General features: G+C 60.2%; 18 protein-coding genes. 5 read left to right on the top strand and 13 right to left on the bottom strand.

Features of this window, described 5'->3' with window-relative positions; all coding sequences use genetic code 11:
* Positions 1–5 precede the first annotated feature (5 nt).
* Positions 6–494: a MaoC family dehydratase gene (locus GGD46_RS05240; protein WP_184702496.1), complete on the top strand. Its 489-nt coding sequence runs from the start codon at positions 6–8 to the stop codon at positions 492–494.
* A 492-nt stretch (positions 495–986) separates the two neighbouring features.
* Here GGD46_RS05240 and GGD46_RS05235 read toward each other — a convergent pair whose 3' ends face one another.
* From GGD46_RS05235 to GGD46_RS05210, 6 genes are all read right to left on the bottom strand, one after another.
* A complete protein-coding gene (locus GGD46_RS05235; protein WP_184702494.1) occupies positions 987–1535 on the bottom strand; it encodes a sarcosine oxidase subunit gamma in 549 nt (182 codons plus the stop codon).
* On the bottom strand, positions 1528–4524 hold the full coding sequence (locus GGD46_RS05230) for a sarcosine oxidase subunit alpha (protein WP_184702492.1): 2997 nt from the start codon (positions 4522–4524) through the stop codon (positions 1528–1530). The genes GGD46_RS05235 and GGD46_RS05230 overlap by 8 nt, the downstream gene beginning before the upstream one ends.
* A complete protein-coding gene (locus tag GGD46_RS05225) occupies positions 4521–4886 on the bottom strand; it encodes a sarcosine oxidase subunit delta (protein ID WP_092712491.1) in 366 nt (121 codons plus the stop codon). The genes GGD46_RS05230 and GGD46_RS05225 overlap by 4 nt, the downstream gene beginning before the upstream one ends.
* Before the next feature lie 15 nt (positions 4887–4901).
* Positions 4902–5321, bottom strand: a complete 420-nt coding sequence (locus GGD46_RS05220) for a hypothetical protein (RefSeq protein WP_184702489.1) — start codon at positions 5319–5321, stop codon at positions 4902–4904.
* Complete coding sequence (locus GGD46_RS05215; RefSeq protein ID WP_184702487.1) at positions 5321–6574, bottom strand: sarcosine oxidase subunit beta family protein; 1254 nt, start codon at positions 6572–6574, stop codon at positions 5321–5323. Before GGD46_RS05215 ends, GGD46_RS05220 begins: the two co-directional genes overlap by 1 nt.
* A 162-nt stretch (positions 6575–6736) precedes the next feature.
* Entirely contained in the window at positions 6737–7006 is a 270-nt protein-coding gene (locus GGD46_RS05210) for a hypothetical protein (RefSeq protein ID WP_184702485.1), read from the bottom strand.
* Positions 7007–7356: 350 nt separating this feature from the next.
* Here GGD46_RS05210 and rpsU point away from each other — a divergent pair, with 350 nt between their 5' ends.
* The 4 genes from rpsU to GGD46_RS05190 all read left to right on the top strand — a co-directional run bounded on the left by rpsU (position 7357) and on the right by GGD46_RS05190 (position 11675).
* Positions 7357–7569, top strand: a complete 213-nt coding sequence (gene rpsU / locus GGD46_RS05205; RefSeq protein WP_004117638.1) for a 30S ribosomal protein S21 — start codon at positions 7357–7359, stop codon at positions 7567–7569.
* A 137-nt stretch (positions 7570–7706) separates the two neighbouring features.
* Positions 7707–8582 (top strand): tetratricopeptide repeat protein, encoded by an 876-nt coding sequence (locus GGD46_RS05200; protein WP_184702483.1) that lies wholly within the window; start codon positions 7707–7709, stop codon positions 8580–8582.
* Positions 8583–8697: 115 nt separating this feature from the next.
* The gene (locus GGD46_RS05195) at positions 8698–9768 is read left to right on the top strand and encodes an NAD(P)/FAD-dependent oxidoreductase (protein ID WP_184702481.1); all 1071 of its coding nucleotides are present in this window, start codon (positions 8698–8700) and stop codon (positions 9766–9768) included.
* Between the two features lie 251 nt (positions 9769–10019).
* A complete protein-coding gene (locus tag GGD46_RS05190) occupies positions 10020–11675 on the top strand; it encodes a sensor histidine kinase (protein WP_246806214.1) in 1656 nt (551 codons plus the stop codon).
* 3 nt (positions 11676–11678) lie between these two features.
* Here GGD46_RS05190 and GGD46_RS05185 read toward each other — a convergent pair whose 3' ends face one another.
* The 7 genes from GGD46_RS05185 to GGD46_RS05155 form a co-directional block, all read right to left on the bottom strand.
* A complete protein-coding gene (locus tag GGD46_RS05185; RefSeq protein WP_184702477.1) occupies positions 11679–12935 on the bottom strand; it encodes an RNA polymerase sigma factor in 1257 nt (418 codons plus the stop codon).
* A complete protein-coding gene (locus tag GGD46_RS05180; RefSeq protein WP_184702475.1) occupies positions 12932–13336 on the bottom strand; it encodes a YciI family protein in 405 nt (134 codons plus the stop codon). Before GGD46_RS05180 ends, GGD46_RS05185 begins: the two co-directional genes overlap by 4 nt.
* Positions 13337–13487: 151 nt before the next feature.
* The gene (locus GGD46_RS05175; RefSeq protein WP_184703217.1) at positions 13488–14882 is read right to left on the bottom strand and encodes an NAD(P)(+) transhydrogenase (Re/Si-specific) subunit beta; all 1395 of its coding nucleotides are present in this window, start codon (positions 14880–14882) and stop codon (positions 13488–13490) included.
* A gap of 10 nt (positions 14883–14892) precedes the next feature.
* A complete protein-coding gene (locus GGD46_RS05170; RefSeq protein ID WP_184702474.1) occupies positions 14893–15291 on the bottom strand; it encodes an NAD(P) transhydrogenase subunit alpha in 399 nt (132 codons plus the stop codon).
* Position 15292: 1 nt separating this feature from the next.
* The gene (locus tag GGD46_RS05165) at positions 15293–16456 is read right to left on the bottom strand and encodes a Re/Si-specific NAD(P)(+) transhydrogenase subunit alpha (RefSeq protein WP_184702471.1); all 1164 of its coding nucleotides are present in this window, start codon (positions 16454–16456) and stop codon (positions 15293–15295) included.
* A gap of 110 nt (positions 16457–16566) precedes the next feature.
* Entirely contained in the window at positions 16567–16791 is a 225-nt protein-coding gene (locus tag GGD46_RS05160) for an aa3-type cytochrome c oxidase subunit IV (RefSeq protein WP_184702469.1), read from the bottom strand.
* 179 nt (positions 16792–16970) lie between these two features.
* Positions 16971–17726 carry an N-acyl amino acid synthase FeeM domain-containing protein gene (locus tag GGD46_RS05155; protein ID WP_184702467.1) on the bottom strand — a complete coding sequence of 252 codons (756 nt, stop codon included), beginning with the start codon at positions 17724–17726 and terminating at the stop codon, positions 16971–16973.
* Between the last annotated feature and the right edge of the window lie 213 nt (positions 17727–17939).

Here is a 17939-nt window from a genome sequence, read left to right as displayed (position 1 = left end):
ATGGAATGCCCGGCGACATATCGCTTGCAGAGATCATGAAACTTGCGGGAACGGAAATCGGCGTTTCCAATTGGATCATTGTGGACCAGACGATGATCGACACCTTCGCCGATGCCACGCTCGATCACCAGTTCATTCATGTCGATCCTGAGCGCGCCAAGGCGGAAACGCCCTATGGCGGCACCATCGCCCATGGCTTTCTGACGCTCTCTTTGCTTTCGGCAATGAACTATAGCGGCCTGCCGAAGATTCGCGAACAGACCTTGGGCATCAACTACGGCTTCGAAAAGATCCGCTTCATGTCGCCGGTCAAATGCGGCGCGCGGGTGCGCGGCCGCTTCCAGCTTGCCGAAACGCGGCTGCGCGGCGCCAACATGCTGATGCTGACCTATGATGTCACAGTCGAAATCGAGAACGAGCGCAAGGCGGCATTGACTGCGACATGGACGACCATATCGCAGTTTGACCCGAAGGATCGGCCCGAAGAGATTTAGGTATTTTTTGAATCGCGAGGCATTTTCCTCAAAAAGAGAATCAGAAACGCGATCGCTCCGAGCGAAATATAAAATATGTAGAAACCGATATCCGACTTCAGATAGGCAAAAGTCGGAGAAAATTTCCCAGATGCAAGCTGTTCTATTAGGTGAAAAACAACCTGCACCAAACTCCACCATAGAGCCAAGAGGCATATATTATCTATGCCAAGATACCTGTTTGCCACCGAAGGTTGCAAATTTTCCGATTGCAAGCCTATTCCGGTCCATGTCCTGGAATCAACTTCAAGGCTTTGCTTGTCCGAGTTCATGGACATGACCCTTGCCCTACTTGAGCACATACCGATCGAAGGCGAGCGTTGTGGGAAGCAGCCGTCGTCGATATCAATATGCGGTCGAAGTTGACAGCGCGCAAGATCGATTGCCATCAACTATCGGCACCATATATCTGACAGACTTTATCCCGGCTTCGCTTGTGAAGTCTTGCAGACCCTACAGTCCCGCATCCTCTGCAGCTTCGCTCAGAAGGCCAAAGGCATAATCGGAAAAGGAGCGCCAGACTTCGACGCGGAATGTCTGGTCATCGAGCCGCAAGATCACCACTTCTGCCTTGCCGAGCAGCGTACGCGAGCAGGCGCCGACAGGAAATGCGCCTAGCGAAACATCCTGCGGGCAACCGCCGGCAAGCGTCGCTTCCGCACCGGGGCCGGAGACGATGACGGCAGTGTTGCGGTGAGAAACATCGGTCGCCGAGTGTAACACACCGGACGATGCTGCCGCGCCGACCAGATCGGCGCCATTCTCATCGATGACAAGCCATTCATCGGGACCGATCCACAGAGCATGACGACCGTTGTCGCTGGCCGAGGTCTTCGGCCGGGTCGGCACTTGCAGGCCGAGCGCATGCGAAAGACCGCCAACTGAATCGGCCGGTGCGCGCAGCGAAATGCGGCTTGCAGAGGCCGCTGGCGTCAGCCGAACGGTGGCCGAGCCGCCGTGGCGGCCGGAAAGCGGCAATTTGCGGGTAGCAAGATCAGCCATTGATCCGGCCTCCTTCCTTGTCAAAGAACACCAGATCCGTCACCTCGACGGCAATCGTCTTATCGGGCATCGGCACGTAGAGCGTCTTGCCCATGCGCTCGCGACCGCCCGCAACCAGCGCAAAGGCGATGGAGCGGCCGAGATTTTCCGACCAGTAGGCCGAGGTGACATGGCCGAGCATGGTCATCGGCTTCGGCTCGTTGGGATCGGCGACGATCTGCGCACCTTCCTCCAATACCACCTTCGGATCACGGGTGATGAGACCGACGAGCTGCTTGCGCCCTTCCTTGACGAGATCCGGCCGCTTCAGGCCGCGAATACCGACGAAATCGGTCTTCTTCTTGGAAACGGCCCAGGCAAGGCCGGCATCGTCAGGCGTAACCGTACCGTCCGTATCCTGGCCGACGATGATATAGCCCTTCTCGGCGCGCAGGACGTGCATGGTCTCGGTGCCATAGGCGCAAGCGCCCAGCGGCTCGGCGCGAGCCCAGACGGCTTCCAGAACCGACTGACCGTAATCGGCCGGCACGTTGATTTCGTAACCGACTTCCCCGGTGAAGGATACGCGGAACAGCCGGGCCGGCACGCCGCAGACCTTGCACTCGGCCACGCTCATATGCGGGAAGGCCTCGTTGGACAGATCCTGCCCCTCAACCAGCGGCTCGATGATCTCGCGCGCCTTCGGTCCCTGCACGGCGATGACGGCCCACTGCTCGGTGGTTGAGGTCAGCCATACCTTCAGGTGCGGGAATTCGGTCTGCAGATAGTCTTCCATATGATGCAGCACGCGCGGCGCGCCGCCGGTTGTGGTGGTCACGTGGAAGCGATCATCGGCCAGGCGTCCGACGACACCGTCGTCATAAACGAAGCCGTCTTCGCGCGTCATGATGCCGTAGCGGCAGCGGCCGGGCTTCAGCGTATCCCAGGCATTGGTGTAGATCAGGTTCAAGAATTCGGCCGCATCCGGCCCGACCACTTCGATCTTGCCGAGGGTCGAGGCATCGAACACGCCGGCCACTTCGCGCGCCGTGCGGCATTCGCGGTCGACGGCCTGATGCATGGTCTCGCCGGCGCGCGGATAGAACCAGGCGCGCTTCCAGTTGCCGACATCTTCAAAGATCGCGCCATGCGCCTCTTCCCAGGCATGCATCGGCGTCTTGCGGGCGGGGTCGAAGAGCGAACCGCGCGAATGGCTGATGAGTGTGCCGTAGGTGACAGGCGTGTAGGGCGCGCGGAAGGTGGTGAGACCGACTTGCGGAATATCCTTGCCGAGCATCTCGGCGGCAATCGCCAGCCCGTGCATGTTGGAAAGCTTGCCCTGATCGGACGCCATGCCGTTGGTGGTGAAGCGCTTGATATGTTCGATGGAATGCATGCCCTCGCGCACGGCAAGGCGAATGTCCTTGGCGCAGACATCGTGCTGGAAATCGACGAAAGCCTTCGCATTCGTGTTCGGCCCTGCCCCTTCGGCAGCGCCGATCATGCCGCCGGTCCATTCGAACGCCTGCTCGGCGTGGAGCTGGATCTTCACGCCGCCATTGGCGGCGCCAGTGGCGCGCGCCATCAGCTCGCCCGCGGCAAGCGATTCCTCGATCGCCGCCTGGAGCCCATCCGTACCATTACAGGCGCCGACCAAGAGGCAATCCTGAACATAGGTGCCTGGCAGGAAGCGCTGCTTTTCCGCCTCGAACTTCAGCTTGCCGCGCGACTGCGAGAACATATGGACCGATGGCGTCCAGCCGGCCGAGACCAGCAGTGCATCGATCGCAATCTTGCGCTTGGCGGAGCTGCCGTTGCGCGCAACCGTCATGGAGGAAACGCGCAGCTTGCCGGCGGTATCGACGACGGCATAGTCGGTCATCACCTCGATGCCGAGCCGCTTTGCCTCAGCCAACACTGCCTCGCTCGGCCGCGCGCGGCTGTCGACGATGGCAGCAATGGAAACGCCAGCACGCTTCAGATCAAATGCGGCTTCATAGGCCGAATCATGCGCCGTATAGACGCCGATCTTGGCGCCGACGGCGACGCCATAGTGGTTGAGATAGGCGCGTGCGGCCGAAGCGAGCATGATTCCCGGCCGGTCGTTGTTCGGGAACACCATGTGGCGTTCGATGGCACCTGTCGCCAGGATGACGCGCTTGGTGCGGACTTGCCACAGCCGCTCGCGCGGCAGGTTGCGGCCCGGCTTCGCCAGATGGTCGGTCACTCGTTCGGCAAGGCCGATGAAATTGTGATTGTAATAGCCGAAGGCGGTCGTGCGCGTCAGCACCTGGACATTCGGCATCGCCTCGAGCTTGGCAACAGCATCCTGGGCCCAGTCATAGCCTTCGACGCCATCGATCTTGACGCCGGTGTCGAAGCGCAGCGCGCCGCCGACCTCCGGCTGCTCGTCGCAGAGGATGACCTTGGCGCCAGTTTCGGCAGCGGCGAGCGCTGCGGAAAGACCGGCGACGCCGGCACCGACGACGAGCACGTCGCAATGGGCATAGCGGCTGGCATAGTGATCCGGATCCTCTTCCGTCGGCGCGACGCCAAGACCGGCTGCACGACGGATGAAGGGCTCATAGATGTGCTTCCAGGCAGACTTCGGCCACATGAAGGTTTTGTAGTAGAAACCGGCCGCAAAGAACGGCGACATCCAATTGTTGACGCCGCCGATATCGAAGGCGAGCGACGGCCAACGGTTCTGCGACTGCGCCTTCATACCGTCGAAGACTTCCTGCACGCTGGCGCGCACATTCGGCTGCCGCCGCGCCGCATCGCGGGAGATATCGAGCAAGGCATTCGGCTCTTCGGCCCCAGCCGAAAGAATGCCGCGCGGACGGTGGTACTTGAACGACCGGCCGACGAGATGAACGCCGTTGGCAAGCAGCGCCGAGGCGACGGTGTCGCCTTCGAGCGCGGTATAGCTCTTGCCGTCAAAAGTGAAGCGAGCGGTTCTGGCCGGCGTCAGACGTCCCTTGCCCGCGATACGATTGGCGCCGCTCATTCAGCAAATCCCTCTGTTTGTGCCGTCTGTTCCTGTTCGTTCTGATGCTGTGCCGCCGGCTCGGAGGCGCCGGGCTTCAGCGTCGCGGGATCCGGCTTCGGCTCGCCGGCCTTATAGGTACGGTAGAACTGATCGCTCACCGTGTCGCGCGCCGCATTGAAGAAGCGGCCGCAGCCATGGATATGCCGCCAGCGCTCGAAGATCAGGCCCTTCGGATTGTCGCGCAGGAAGAAATATTCCTCGAACTCCTCATCTGAGATCCCGGCAATATTGGCCGGCCGCACGATATGCGCATCGCCGGCATTGCGGAATTCGAGTTCCGAACGCTCTTCCTCACAATAGGGGCAGTAAATCAGCAGCATCGTTTTCTACCTGTGTTAAAGCTCGGTGCCCGAAAGGCTTGTGCCGGGAGGCTGGGCGCAGAGCCGCCGTCCCATGGTGACAAATGGTGTTATGCGCTTCAGCAGCGTCTCCAACGATCCGTAGGGTTTGAGCACATCGGTCATTCCCAGATTGATCAGGCTCATGCCCAATAGATCTGTGTCGATCGCAAATGCTCTCTTCGCCTCAGGTGTCTGCTCCGGCACGAAATAGACCGCCGGCTTTTTCAGCACCTTGACACAGGCAAGCACGCCGCTTTCGGCCGTGAACGGCCAGTCCGCCTCGTCCTTTGCCTTGTGGATCACCTGCATGCGAACATCCTCGGCCTCTGGAAAGAGATCGCTGACTTCGGTCACGACCGCTCCCGCCGGCAATGAAAACCCGACCGCAAGAACGATCCCGACCGCCGTCGGCATCAGTGCGCCACGGCTGCGGCTGCCGCTTCATCGATCAGACGGCCGGTACGGAAGCGATCCAGATTAAGTCCGGCATTGAACCGATGCGGCTCGTCGCGGGCGATGAGATGCGCAAACAGATTGGCCGAACCCGGCGTCGCCTTGAAGCCGCCCGTGCCCCAGCCGCAGTTGACATAGAGGCCCGGCACCGGCGTCTTCGACTGGATCGCCGAGCGGTCCGGCGTGTTGTCGACGATGCCGCCCCAGGAGCGCATCATCTTGACGCGGCGGAACATCGGGAAGAGCTCGCAGATCGCATCCAGCGTATGGGTGATGATCTGCAGGCCGCCGGTCTGGCTATAGGAGTTGTACTGGTCCGTGCCGGCACCGATGACGAGCTCGCCCTTGTCGGACTGCGAGATATAGGCATGCACCGTGTTCGACATGACGACGCAGGGGAAGATCGGCTTCAGCGGCTCGGAAACCAGCGCCTGCAGCGGGCTCGACTGCAGCGGCACACGGACGCCAGCCATCTGCATGACGACGGTGGTGTGGCCGGCTGCGGAGACGCCGACCTTCTTGGCGCCGATGAAACCTTTGCTCGTTTCGACGCCCGTCACGCGGCCATCTGGGCCACGACGGATGCCGGTGACTTCGCAATTCTGGATGATGTGCACGCCGCGATCGGAAGCAGCGCGGGCAAAGCCCCAGGCAACCGCATCGTGTCGAGCCGTACCGCCGCGACGCTGCAGGGCAGCGCCGTTGATCGGGTAGCGGGCCGTCTTGGCAATATCGAGCGGCGGGCAATAGGCTTTGGCCTGTTCCGGCGTCAGCCATTCATTGTCGATGCCGTAGAGGCGGTTGGCGTGAATATGCCGCTTGAAGGACTGCTGGTCGTGCACATTGTGCGACAGCATCATCACGCCACGCGGGGAATACATGACATTGTAGTTGAGATCCTGAGAGAGCCCTTCCCAGAGCTTCATCGAATGCTCGTAAATGTGCATGCTCTCTTCATAGAGATAGTTCGAGCGGATGATGGTCGTGTTGCGGCCGGTATTGCCGCCACCGAGCCAGCCCTTTTCGATGACGGCGACATTGGTGATGCCATGCTCCTTGGCGAGATAGTAGGCCGCGCCCAAGCCATGACCGCCGGCGCCGACGATGATGACGTCATACTCCTTGCGCGGCTCCGGCGAGGTCCATTGAGCCTCCCAGCCCTTGTGAGCCCGCATCGCTTCCCGTGCCACGGCAAAAACAGAGTATTTACGCATTCGCCCTCAACTCCTTCAGGCAAGACGCCATCTTTATGGATCATACAAATCGCAAATCAGAAACCGACACAACGGCTCTTTTGCGACGCATTCAGGACCAGCTTTCGACACGGATAAAATTACCCCGCGCTGGAACTCTCCCGTGATCAAGCACTAGCAGCTTCATTTGCGCTGCAGATGGCAGACCTTCACACGCCCGCCATGACCATCCTTGCGCCAGACACATCCTTCATTCCGCGGCTTTCCCTTGTAAAGGTAGATTCTCGCACGGTGTTTGCTGTCGAAAGTCTGGTTGGAAAAGTCATGGCCGCCGACTCGCACATTCTTGCCGAAGCGCACTTCGCCGCCTGCGGCAGGCGTGTGCGCGGTGACGAGAACAACCATAAATGCCGCGCGCAGTCTCCCAACGACAGCAAAGCGGAGCGATTCCATAAAGCGATCCCCCCTCGGTCCGGGCAATTGCTTAGACAGTGCAATTGCCGCAGCACACGAATGACTGTGATCCGAAATACTCACACAAGCATGTCAATGTCGCAAAAATCGAGGTCCATCAATCGTTAATTCTGCAGCTTCGGAGAAGCTGCCACAGGCATAACTGACTGAATTCGGTACTCGACAAACCGCTTTTTCCTTTGCAAACTCACGATCTGGCTAGACTTTGACAAACCGATCTGCTATCCCGCCTACCAATCGCAAGGCTGCGGCCGCGCGAACGTTATATTTTTGCCTCCTGGCGCTGCCGTCGCCGCTGGCATCAACCAAACCAAAGGAACGTGATTCTCGTGCAGGTACTTGTCCGCGATAACAATGTCGACCAGGCTCTCCGCGCTCTCAAGAAGAAGATGCAGCGCGAAGGTATTTTCCGCGAAATGAAGATGCGCGACTACTACGAAAAGCCGTCGCAGAAGCGTGCTCGCGAGAAGGCTGAAGCTGTTCGTCGCGTTCGCAAGCTTGCTCGCAAGCGCGCTCAGCGCGAAGGTCTTGTTGCCAAGTAATCGCCGTTTTTCGACGTTTTCAGATGCATGTGGGGCGGGGGCGAGTCGTTCGCCGCCGCCTTTTTGATTTATTCTCGGCGCAAATCGGATTAAATCAGAACCGCCTGATATGACGCATGGGGAAAGCGAACCCGATAATGGCAATGACGACTTTCGAAAAGTACCGCGCTTCGAGCAACGCCTCCCGTGCTTCGAAGAAGATCGCGGCCCTGCCAGCCTTGGCGATTCTTGCTGCAATTTGCCTTTCCGGCTGCCAGACAGCCTCCACCGATAGCGTGATCCGCATCGACAAGGCGCAGGGCTCCTCCGAAAATATCGCCTCGCTGACTTCGGTCATCAATGCCAATCCGCAGGATCCGGAAGGCTATAACGTTCGCGGTACGGCCTATGGCCGCGGCGGCGATTTCAACCGTGCTCTCGGTGACTTCAATCAGGCCATCCAGCTCAATCCGAAGTTCTATCAGGCATACGCGAACCGCGCGCTCATCTACCGCAACATGGGCAAGCTGCCGGAAGCAACGGCAGACTACAATGCCGCTCTGCAGATCAACGGCAGTTACGACGTCGCCTATATCGGCCGCGGCAATCTCTACCGCCAGGCAGGCCGCGACAACGATGCCTTCAACGATTATTCCAAGGCGATCAGCCTGGGAACGACGGATGGCCGCGCCTATAACGGCCGCGGCGTGATCTTCCAGAAGCGCAATCAGCAGGACAAGGCGATCGACGACTTCTCCAAGGCGATCTCGCTGTCGCCGAATTCGCCCGAGCCTTATAACAGCCGCGGCATTTCCTATCTCGCGCAGAACGACGACGACAACGCCTTCGCCGACTTCAACCATGCCATCGACCTGAACAATAAGGTCGCCGAATCCTGGGCAAACCAGGCGTTCGTCTATGAGCGCAAGGGCGACAAGGCGAAAGCCCGCCGCTCCTACCAACATGCCATCAATCTCGATCCGAATTATCAGCCGGCCCGAGACGGGCTGGCCCGCGTCGGCGGCGCCGCCTGATATTAGAACATAGCGACGCAAACCCGCTTAGCCGCCGGCAAACCTTGCCCGGCGGCTTTTCTTTGCGCCATCCAGCGCTTAGTCTCCATGAGACCTATCACAGCGAGACAGCGACATGTCCTCCCAGCAAAAAGTCACCGTCATCGGCGCCGGAATCATCGGTGCTTCCATCGCCTGGCATCTTCAGCGTAAGGGCGCCGATGTCACGGTGATCGCGCAGAAGGCTGGCGGTGTCGCAACGCCGAACTCCTTCGCCTGGATCAATGCAAGTTGGGGCAACCCGGAATTCTACTTCCATTTCCGTCGTCGCTCGATGAATGAATGGAAGCGGCTTGCGGTGGAGCTGCCCGAGCTGCCGCTCAGCTGGTGCGGCGGATTGTGCTGGGATCTTCCCGAGGTCGAGCTGGATGCCTACGCAGCCCAGCATCATGGCTGGGGCTATGGCCTGCAACCGGTCAATCGGGCTAGCAGCGCAATGATCGAGCCAAATCTTGCCGAGCCGCCGGACTATGCATTGCATGTCGCCGAGGAAGGCGCCGTCGAGCCACTTGCCGCTGCCGAGACCCTGCTGAAGGACGCAACGAGTAAGGGGGCAAGGCTATTATCGGGAATCGAGGTCAGACGCCTGTTGACGGAGAATGGCCGCATCACCGGCATCGAAACCACGCAAGGAATCTTCGACGCCGATCATGTCGTCCTCGCCGCTGGCGCAGCAACAGTCGCGCTCGCGGCATCGGCCGATATCGGTGTGCCGCTCGAAGCCCCGCCGGGCCTGATCGTCCACTCCCGTCCCGCGCCAAAGCTCCTGAACGGTCTGGTTCTGATGCCCGAATTGCATATGCGTCAAACGGCGGAAGGGCGCATCATTGCCGGCAGCGATTTCGGCGGAAGCGATCCCGCCGGCAATCCGGAACAAGCAGCCGATGAACTGTTCGGCAAGCTCAAGGCGGCCTTGAGGGGCGGAGAGGACTTGGCTCTGGATTTCTACACGGTCGGTTATCGTCCGACGCCAAAGGACGGCCTGCCCATTCTCGGAGGGGTGGATGCCGCAGCCGGCCTCTATCTGGCAGCGCTCCATTCCGGAGTGACCCTGGCGCCTCTGGTCGGATTGCTTGCCGCAGAAGAAATACTCGACGGCACGAAGATCGCGGAGCTTTCTCCCTTCCGTCTTTCTCGCTTCGCATGAGAGCCGGACAGGCGGTTGCCGAGATGGGAAGAACACCTCGCTATGGTCGTAAATATCGGGGATCGCTTATGATTTCGCAGTAATGACTTTTCAGATGTTGCAAGGCAATTTACCGGGCCCTAACATGGGTCATTCAAGAGCATGCAGCTCGGGTCTAAGCATGGGGGCGCTTGGCATGATGACCAAAACCATTCTTTTCGTTTTCGCCAGCGCGGGCCATCGGCATGGGGATGCGATCGGCTAATCGCTCCATGAGGAAGCCACACTTCCCAAAAGCGACGATTGGAGCCTATCTGATTGCCATCGCCTTGGCGATCGCCTTGCCTATCCTGGCTTTTGTCGCACTGCTCCTCGTCCAGCTCGAAGACAATGAGCGCGATGCGTTGAAGGGCGATACGGTCCAGGCCGCCCAAGGCCTGGCGCGCGTCATAGACCGCCAATTGCAGGACATGGCGACGACGTTGCGGCTGCTTTCGTCCTCACCGGAACTCGAGCACAATGACATCGCCACCTTTTACGCACGGACGGAGACCGTTCTGCGAACCGATTCGCTTTTCGTTCTGCTCATGGAGAAGGACGGCCAGATTCGGCTGAATACGCGCTGGCCTTTCGGCAAGGCGCTCGGCAAAACGGGCAACATAGCCGCGCTGCAATCGGCGCTGGCTTCCGGACGCATCGAGACCTCCGACGTCTTCATGGCATCAACGGCACGGCGCTGGGTATACAACGTCACTCTGCCGCTCGAGCATTCTCCAGCCGGCGCCGCCCTGGCTATCACCCAGGATGCCAACGACCTTGCCAAGCTCGTGACGACGGAGGCGCTGCCGCCGGGCTGGTCGGCAGCCGTCATCGATAAGTCCGGCCATGTCGTCGCGGCCGGCGGCCCGACCACCCACGCACCGGGCGATGTTTTCACCAAGGAGATCCTGTCGAAGTTGATCGCATCCAGCGGCGTCTATCAGGACGAGAAGATCCTGCCGCGCTCTCTGCTCGGCTACGCGCAGATCTCCGGTTGGTCATGGAAGGCGGTGGTCTGGGGGCCGGTCGCCTCGGCGCAGTCTTCTCTGATGAGCACCTGGCGCTTCCTCATCTATGGCGGCGTCACGCTGCTGCTGATCGCGCTGATCGCCGTCTACGCACTGGCGAGGCAGGTGCGTATCACCATACAGAGTATCGCCGACATGGCGGATCGCATGGGCCGCGGCGAGATTGTCGCTCCGATCGACACCAGTGTTATCGAAGCCAATCAGGTGGCGGTCGCGCTCTCCAACGCCTCCTTTGACCGAAGCGTCACGGAAGATCGCCTGCACTTCGTCATGCATGAACTCGTGCATCGCACCAAGAATCTTCTGGCGCTCGCCCAGGCGATGACACGCCAGCTTGCGCGACAGACGGACAGCGTCGATACCTTCCAGCGAGCAGTCGCGGACCGATTGGAGGGGCTCGCCCGCTCGATAGAAGTGTTGACCAGCGAACAATGGTCCGGCGTCTCGCTGCGACGGGTGATCGACATCCATCTCGCGACGTTCCTGCAGGCCCCGCAGCAACTGGATGTCCAAGGTAACGATTTCCTGCTGAAGCCCGAGGCCGTCCAGAACCTCGGCCTGGTTCTGCACGAGCTGGCAACCAATTCGGTCAAATACGGCGCGCTTTCAGCACCCGAAGGCAAGATCGATATCGAATGGACGAATGAAATCGGTGACAACGGACCGATGATCCGTTTCATCTGGAGCGAAAGCGGCGGCCCCGAGGTCAAACCGCCAACCGAAGCCGGCTTTGGCACCACCGTCACCAAGGTCCATGCCGCCGCGTCCTTTGGAGGCAATGTCGAGGTGGACTTCCGTGCCACCGGCCTCATCTGGACCCTAATTGCGCCGCGCAACATGATGGAACGCGAGCGAAGCTAAAGACTACGTCCGGGAGACGACGGCATCAGCACGCGCAAGCAGCAGCGCACGCTCCCTGTTATTGCCCGTCATCTCGGCGGCGCGACGGAATTCGACGCCAGCCTCCGCACCTCGTCCGAGTTTCTCCAGAAGATCGCCGCGAACGGTCGGCAGCAAATGGGACTCCTTCAGCCGCGGCTCGTCCTTCAATGCATCGGCGATCACAAGCCCATGAGCGGCGCCGAACGCCATGCCTGCGGCGACGGCGCGATTGATCTCGACGATCGGCGACGGGGCGGCCAGAGCCAGTGCCTGGTAGTAGGCAGCGATGGCGATCCAGTCGGTTTCGGCGGCAACCACTGCCCGGGAATGACATGCGGCAATCATCGCCTGCAGCAGATAAGGACCGGGCATTGTCGTGAGGAGCAAGGTGCGGTTCAAACGATCGAGGCCGCTGCGGATCAGCGACCAATTCCACCGGCTACGGTCTTGATCGAGCAGCAGAATCGGATTGCCCGCTTCATCGGTCCGGGCAGCGAAGCGCGAAGCATGCAGCTCCATGAGGGCCAGCAGCCCCAGCACCTCGGGCTCCTGCGGAAGCAGTGCCGCCAGCGATCGTCCGAGACGCAATGCCTCGCCGCATAGATCGGCCCGCAGCCAATGCGGTCCTTGCGTTGCGACATATCCCTCGTTGAAGATGAGATAGACCACCTCCAGCACCGCTGCGAGGCGCTCTCGCCGCTCGTCTCCCCGAGGTGTCTCGAACTCAAGGCCAGCCTCGCGCAGCGTCCGCTTGGCGCGAACGATGCGCTGGCCGATGGTCGTTTCCGGCAAGAGAAAGGCGCGACCGATTTCCTGCGTGGACAACCCGCCGAGCAGCCGCAAGGCAAGTGCTGCGCGTTGTTCGGGCGGCAGTACCGGATGACAGGCGGTGAAGATCAGCCGCAGCAGATCGTCGTCGATATCTTCATCCAGCAAGGACTCGATATCGGGCGTCTCGCGCTCAAGCGCGGCAAAGTCGATCGCGAACTCGCGATTCTTGCCGGCAATCAACGTGGTACGGCGCAGCCGGTCGATCGCCTTGTTTTTCGCAGCCCGTGTCAGCCAGGCGGCCGGATTGCGCGGGATGCCATCGCGGGGCCAGCGTTCGAGAGCCAGCACGAAGGCATCCTGCGCGATCTCCTCCGCCAGGCCGATGTCCCGCAACAGGCGGTTGAGCCTGGCGGTGAGCTTTGGCTGCTCGATCCGCCAGACAGCTTCGATGGCACCAGAGGTGGTCACCCCTTGAGCTCGCTGAAGCCTGCAGCCGCTTTCTGCACATCCTCGGGGAAATCGCTCATCTCCTGAACGCGGCGAACCTCGATGATGGCATTTTCCCCGGCAGGGCAACGGCGTGCCCATTCGATGGCCTCGTCACGCGAGCGCACATCGAGGATCCAGTAGCCGCCCAGCACTTCCTTGACCTCGGCGAAGGGGCCATCGACGACCGTGGGCTTTCCGCCCTTGAAGCTCACCCGCGCACCGGAAGCCGGAGGATGCAGCCCTTCGAGCGCCAGAAGCACGCCGGCCTTCTTCAGTTCTTCATTATATTTCATCATCGCCTCGATCGCCTCCAGGCTGGGCAAGGCATCGGGCGCGGCGGAAGCATAGCCGTCGGGAATCATCAGCATCATGAATCGCATGAGTTCTGTCTCCTTGGTTGGTTAGAACATAGCACACGACGAACGAGCCACCGCGGAATCGACGGGATCTCGAAAAATAGATTCGATTTTTTGAAGGATGACACGTGCCGGGCCACGAACCTGGCTCGCGGGCCTTGCGTGTTGCGATGACTTACTCATTCATCGCCTTGACGATTTCTTCGGTCACCTTCTTGGCATCGCCGAGAAGCATCATCGTGCCATCCTTGTAGAACAGCGTATTGTCGATGCCGGCATAGCCTGAGCCGAGCGAACGTTTGACGAAGAGGCAGGTCTTGGCCTTGTCGACGTCAAGGATCGGCATGCCGTAGATCGGCGAAGTCTTGTCGTCGCGCGCAGCCGGATTGGTGACGTCGTTAGCGCCGATGACATAGGCGACATCGGCCTGGGCGAATTCCGAATTGATGTCCTCGAGCTCGAAGACTTCGTCATAGGGCACGTTGGCCTCGGCCAGCAGCACATTCATATGGCCCGGCATACGGCCAGCCACTGGATGGATGGCATATTTCACCTCGACGCCATGCGCCTTCAGCCTGTCGGCCATTTCGCGCAGCGCATGCTGGGCCTGCGCCACGGCCATGCCATAGCCCGGCACGATGATGACCTTGGAGGCGTTCGCCATCAGATAGGCGGCGTCCTCCGCCGAACCGAGCTTCACCATCCTGTCGGAATTGTCGGCCCCACCCGCGATCGTCTCGCCGCCGAAGCCGCCGAGAATAACCGAGACGAAAGACCGGTTCATGCCTTTGCACATGATGTAGGACAGGATCGCGCCTGAGGAGCCGACAAGCGCGCCGGTGATGATGAGCGCCAGATTGCCGAGGGTGAAGCCGATGCCAGCGGCAGCCCAGCCGGAATAGGAGTTCAGCATCGACACGACGACGGGCATATCGGCGCCGCCGATCGGCACGATCAGCAACACGCCAAGGGCCAGTGACAGCAGGACCACGGCCCAGAAGGCGAAATGGCTCTCGCTAACGGCCAGGCTGATGATGAAAAAGACGATCAGAACAAGCAGGGCAGCGTTGATGACGTGGCGGTTCGGCAGCATAATCGGCTTGCCGGACATGCGCCCATCGAGCTTCAGGAAGGCGATGATCGAACCGGTGAAGGTCAGCGCGCCGATGGCGACACCGATCGCCATCTCGACACGGGCTTCGGTATGAATTTGACCGGTTTCACCGATGCCGAAGGAAGACGGGGTATAGAGCGCGGACGCCGCGACGAGAACGGCTGCCAGACCGACAAGTGAATGGAAGCCGGCCACGAGCTGCGGCATCGACGTCATCGGAATGACGCGGGCGATATAGGCCCCTGCCCCGCCACCGATGGCAAGGCCGAGAATGATCAGCCCCAAGCCGCCAAATGACGGCGTTGCCAGCACCAGCGTGGTGACAATGGCAATGCCCATGCCGATCATGCCGTAGAGATTGCCGCGCCGGCTGGTGGCAGGATGGGAGAGGCCGCGCAGCGCCAGGATGAACAGGACGCCGGAGACGAGATAGAGGAACGCCGCAATATTGCTCAGCATGCGGCCCTCACTTGTCCTTCTTCTTGTACATCGCCAGCATGCGCTGGGTGACAAGGAAACCACCGACGATGTTCACCGAAACAAGCACCAGCGCTACGAAGCCGAAGCTCGTGGCGAGACCGCTCGCAGAGATACCGACCGCCAGCAGCGCGCCAACGACAATGACCGAGGAAATGGCGTTCGTGACCGCCATCAGCGGCGTATGCAGAGCCGGCGTCACCGACCAGACAACATAGTATCCGACGAAGATCGCCAGCACGAAGATGGCCAGCTGAAAGACGAATGGGTCGACCGCACCGCCCATTGCGGCGCTCGCAACTTCCGGAGCCTGTGCGGCGGCGACCCTGACGGCGGTAACGGCATCATTCAGTTGCTGAAGCGCCTGGTCCAACGCTTGGCTTGCCATGTCAGAGATCTCCCTTCTTGACCGTCGGCTGGTCGGGATCGACGAAGTTCGGGTGCACGACTTCGCCGCCATCGGTCAGCATCGTCGCCTTGATCAGCCCGTCGGCACGGTTCAGACCAAGGCTTTTGCTGTCCTTGTCGACCATGGTTTCCAGGAAGGTGACAAGGTTCTTGGCGTAGAGAGCGGAGGCGCTGGCGGCGATCCTTCCAGCCATGTTCGGGTATCCGATCACCTTGACGCCTTCGACATCGGCGACCTTGTCATATTCGGCACCCTCGATATTGCCGCCGCGCTCGATCGCAAGGTCGACGGCAACAGCACCGGGGCGCATCGCTTTCAGCATATCGCGGCCGACGAGCCGCGGCGCCGGCCGGCCCGGGATCAGAGCCGTCGTGATGATGATGTCCTGCTTGGCGATATGCTCGGCTACGAGCGCCGCCTGCTTGGCTTGATATTCCCTGGACATTTCCTTGGCGTAGCCGCCGGCAGTCTCCGCCGCCTTGAACTCCTCGTCCTCGACGGCAATGAACTTCGCGCCGAGCGAGGCGACTTGTTCCTTGGCTGCCGGGCGTACGTCCGTGGCGGAGACCAGGGCGCCCAGCCGCCTCGCGGTCGCGATCGCCTGCAGGCCGGCAACGCCCGCACCCATGACGAAGACCTTCGCGGCGGGGACTGTGCCTGCCGCTGTCATCATCATCGGCAAGGCCCGGTCGTAGACGGCGGCAGCTTCGATGACTGCCTGATAGCCGGCAAGGTTCGCCTGCGACGACAGAACGTCCATTGATTGCGCGCGCGTGATTCGCGGCATCAGTTCCATGGCGAAGCTCGTGATTCCGGCGCGCGCCATTTCGGCGAGGGCAGCCTCGTTGCCGTAGGGATCCATGACGGCAATGACGATAGCGCCGTTTTTGTAGCCGGAGATCTCGCCGGCCGTCGGCCGTCTCACCTTGAGGATGACATCGGCCGCCCTCGCATCCTCAACGGAGCCAATGCGCCCACCGACGGCTTCAAATTCAGTATCCGGAATGCGGGACAAGGCACCTGCCCCGGCTTCGATCACGACATCGAAGCCGAGATTTCGCATCTTCTTCACGCTCTCGGCGGAGGCCGCGACGCGCGTCTCCTCCGCCGCGCTTTCCTTGGCTACGAAAACCAGATTGCTCAACGACAATACCTCGCATTAAACGGCGACGCACCGAACACGGTGGCGCGACGACCTGTAGAATTACGGGAAAGCCCGGGCCAAAAGGCCCGGTGTCGATCAGCGCGGAAAGGTCAGCGCAGAAGAATGATGCTGGCGACGGAAAGAACGATGAAAATCAGCAGGCCGCCGAGGAAGCCTGCATGACCGAAAAAGCCCGCTGCCATGCCGATCAGCAGCGCTGCAACAATCGCGGAGCCGACCTTGGCGCCTGAAATGAAAAGACCATAGGTCTTCTCATGCTCCTTGTAATCCATCGGAGCACCCACTTCGGCGGGTCCAGTATGATGTTCGGCCATTCCAATAATCTCCCCTCAATACACCCAGCCCGAAGGGCCCGAATGGGCCAAGGGCTGAAGTTCGTCCTCAAAAGCGGCGGCACCAGACAAGATGGTGCCGCAGCCAAATTTCCTCTACCGAGGGGTTACACAAAGCGAGAAGAAATGCAATGCACGAGAAGGTCGCAGCCGCACACAGGCTAGCCGAATTGCCCGTGAATCTCGCGCCTTCCGCCGCTCGCCAGCCGTGCTGTCGGCAGAATGGTCAGAGGCGGTGAACCATTATCCTTGTCGCGCGAGAACATCATGCGCCGTTCGTAGGGTTCCGAATCGAAGAACGGATAGCGCTTCATCAGCTTGCCGCGAATCTCCTTCGATCGCGACGCCAGCAGCGTTAGTTCGAAACCATAGGTCTTGGTCATACGCGGCGGCACGACAGTGTCGGCATAGAAGACGCGCTTGTAGAAGGCCGCATGCGCCGGACGAATATGCTGCATCACTCGATCAGTGTCGAAATAGATGGCACCGACGATCGCCGGGCGCAACGTGAGATAAGGCAGTGCCGGCAGTTCGAGCTCCAGATCAGGATCGACGGCAAAGCGGGCGGGATCGATCAGCGTCATGCCGGCATCGAGGAAGGCGTGTATCTCGTCGGGAAAGATGCCGGTCGACTGGCATACCCGATGATCCGGCGTGACATGGTGTATTCGCACCGTGCTCACCAGTTCTTCATAGTAATAGACACCGAAGATATAAGCATGATCATCGAAATCGATGTCATCGATAAGGTTCTTGGCGGCCACGGGCAGGACGGAGCGCGCCTTATAAGCTTTGTAGCGTAGCCGCGCGACATCCTCCATGTCTTCGCTGCTTTCGATCCGGCGGTATTCCACGTGATCGAGCACCTCCATCAGCTTCCCTGCGAAGCTGTTTTGCAAAGCACTCATGTTAGTCATGGTTAATGTTCCGTAAAGGTTAACGGACCATCTTTGGTATTAATGGAAAATTTGATCAATATTTGTTTTAAATTTTATTAACTATTCGTTCATTAAGGTTAATTTTCTTAATCAATACCGGTATAGGTTTTTGCACTTGAAATTGTTCAAGCCAGCACCGTAGCAAGGCAGGATTCGGGCGGCGTCGCCTCCCCGTTTGCGCAGGTCAAACGG

This window comes from Martinezella lusitana, from assembly GCF_014207095.1.
Lineage (GTDB): Bacteria > Pseudomonadota > Alphaproteobacteria > Rhizobiales > Rhizobiaceae > Rhizobium > Rhizobium lusitanum_B.
Note: the sequence above shows the minus strand (reverse complement) of the source record. Positions and strands in the feature narration are given on the sequence as shown.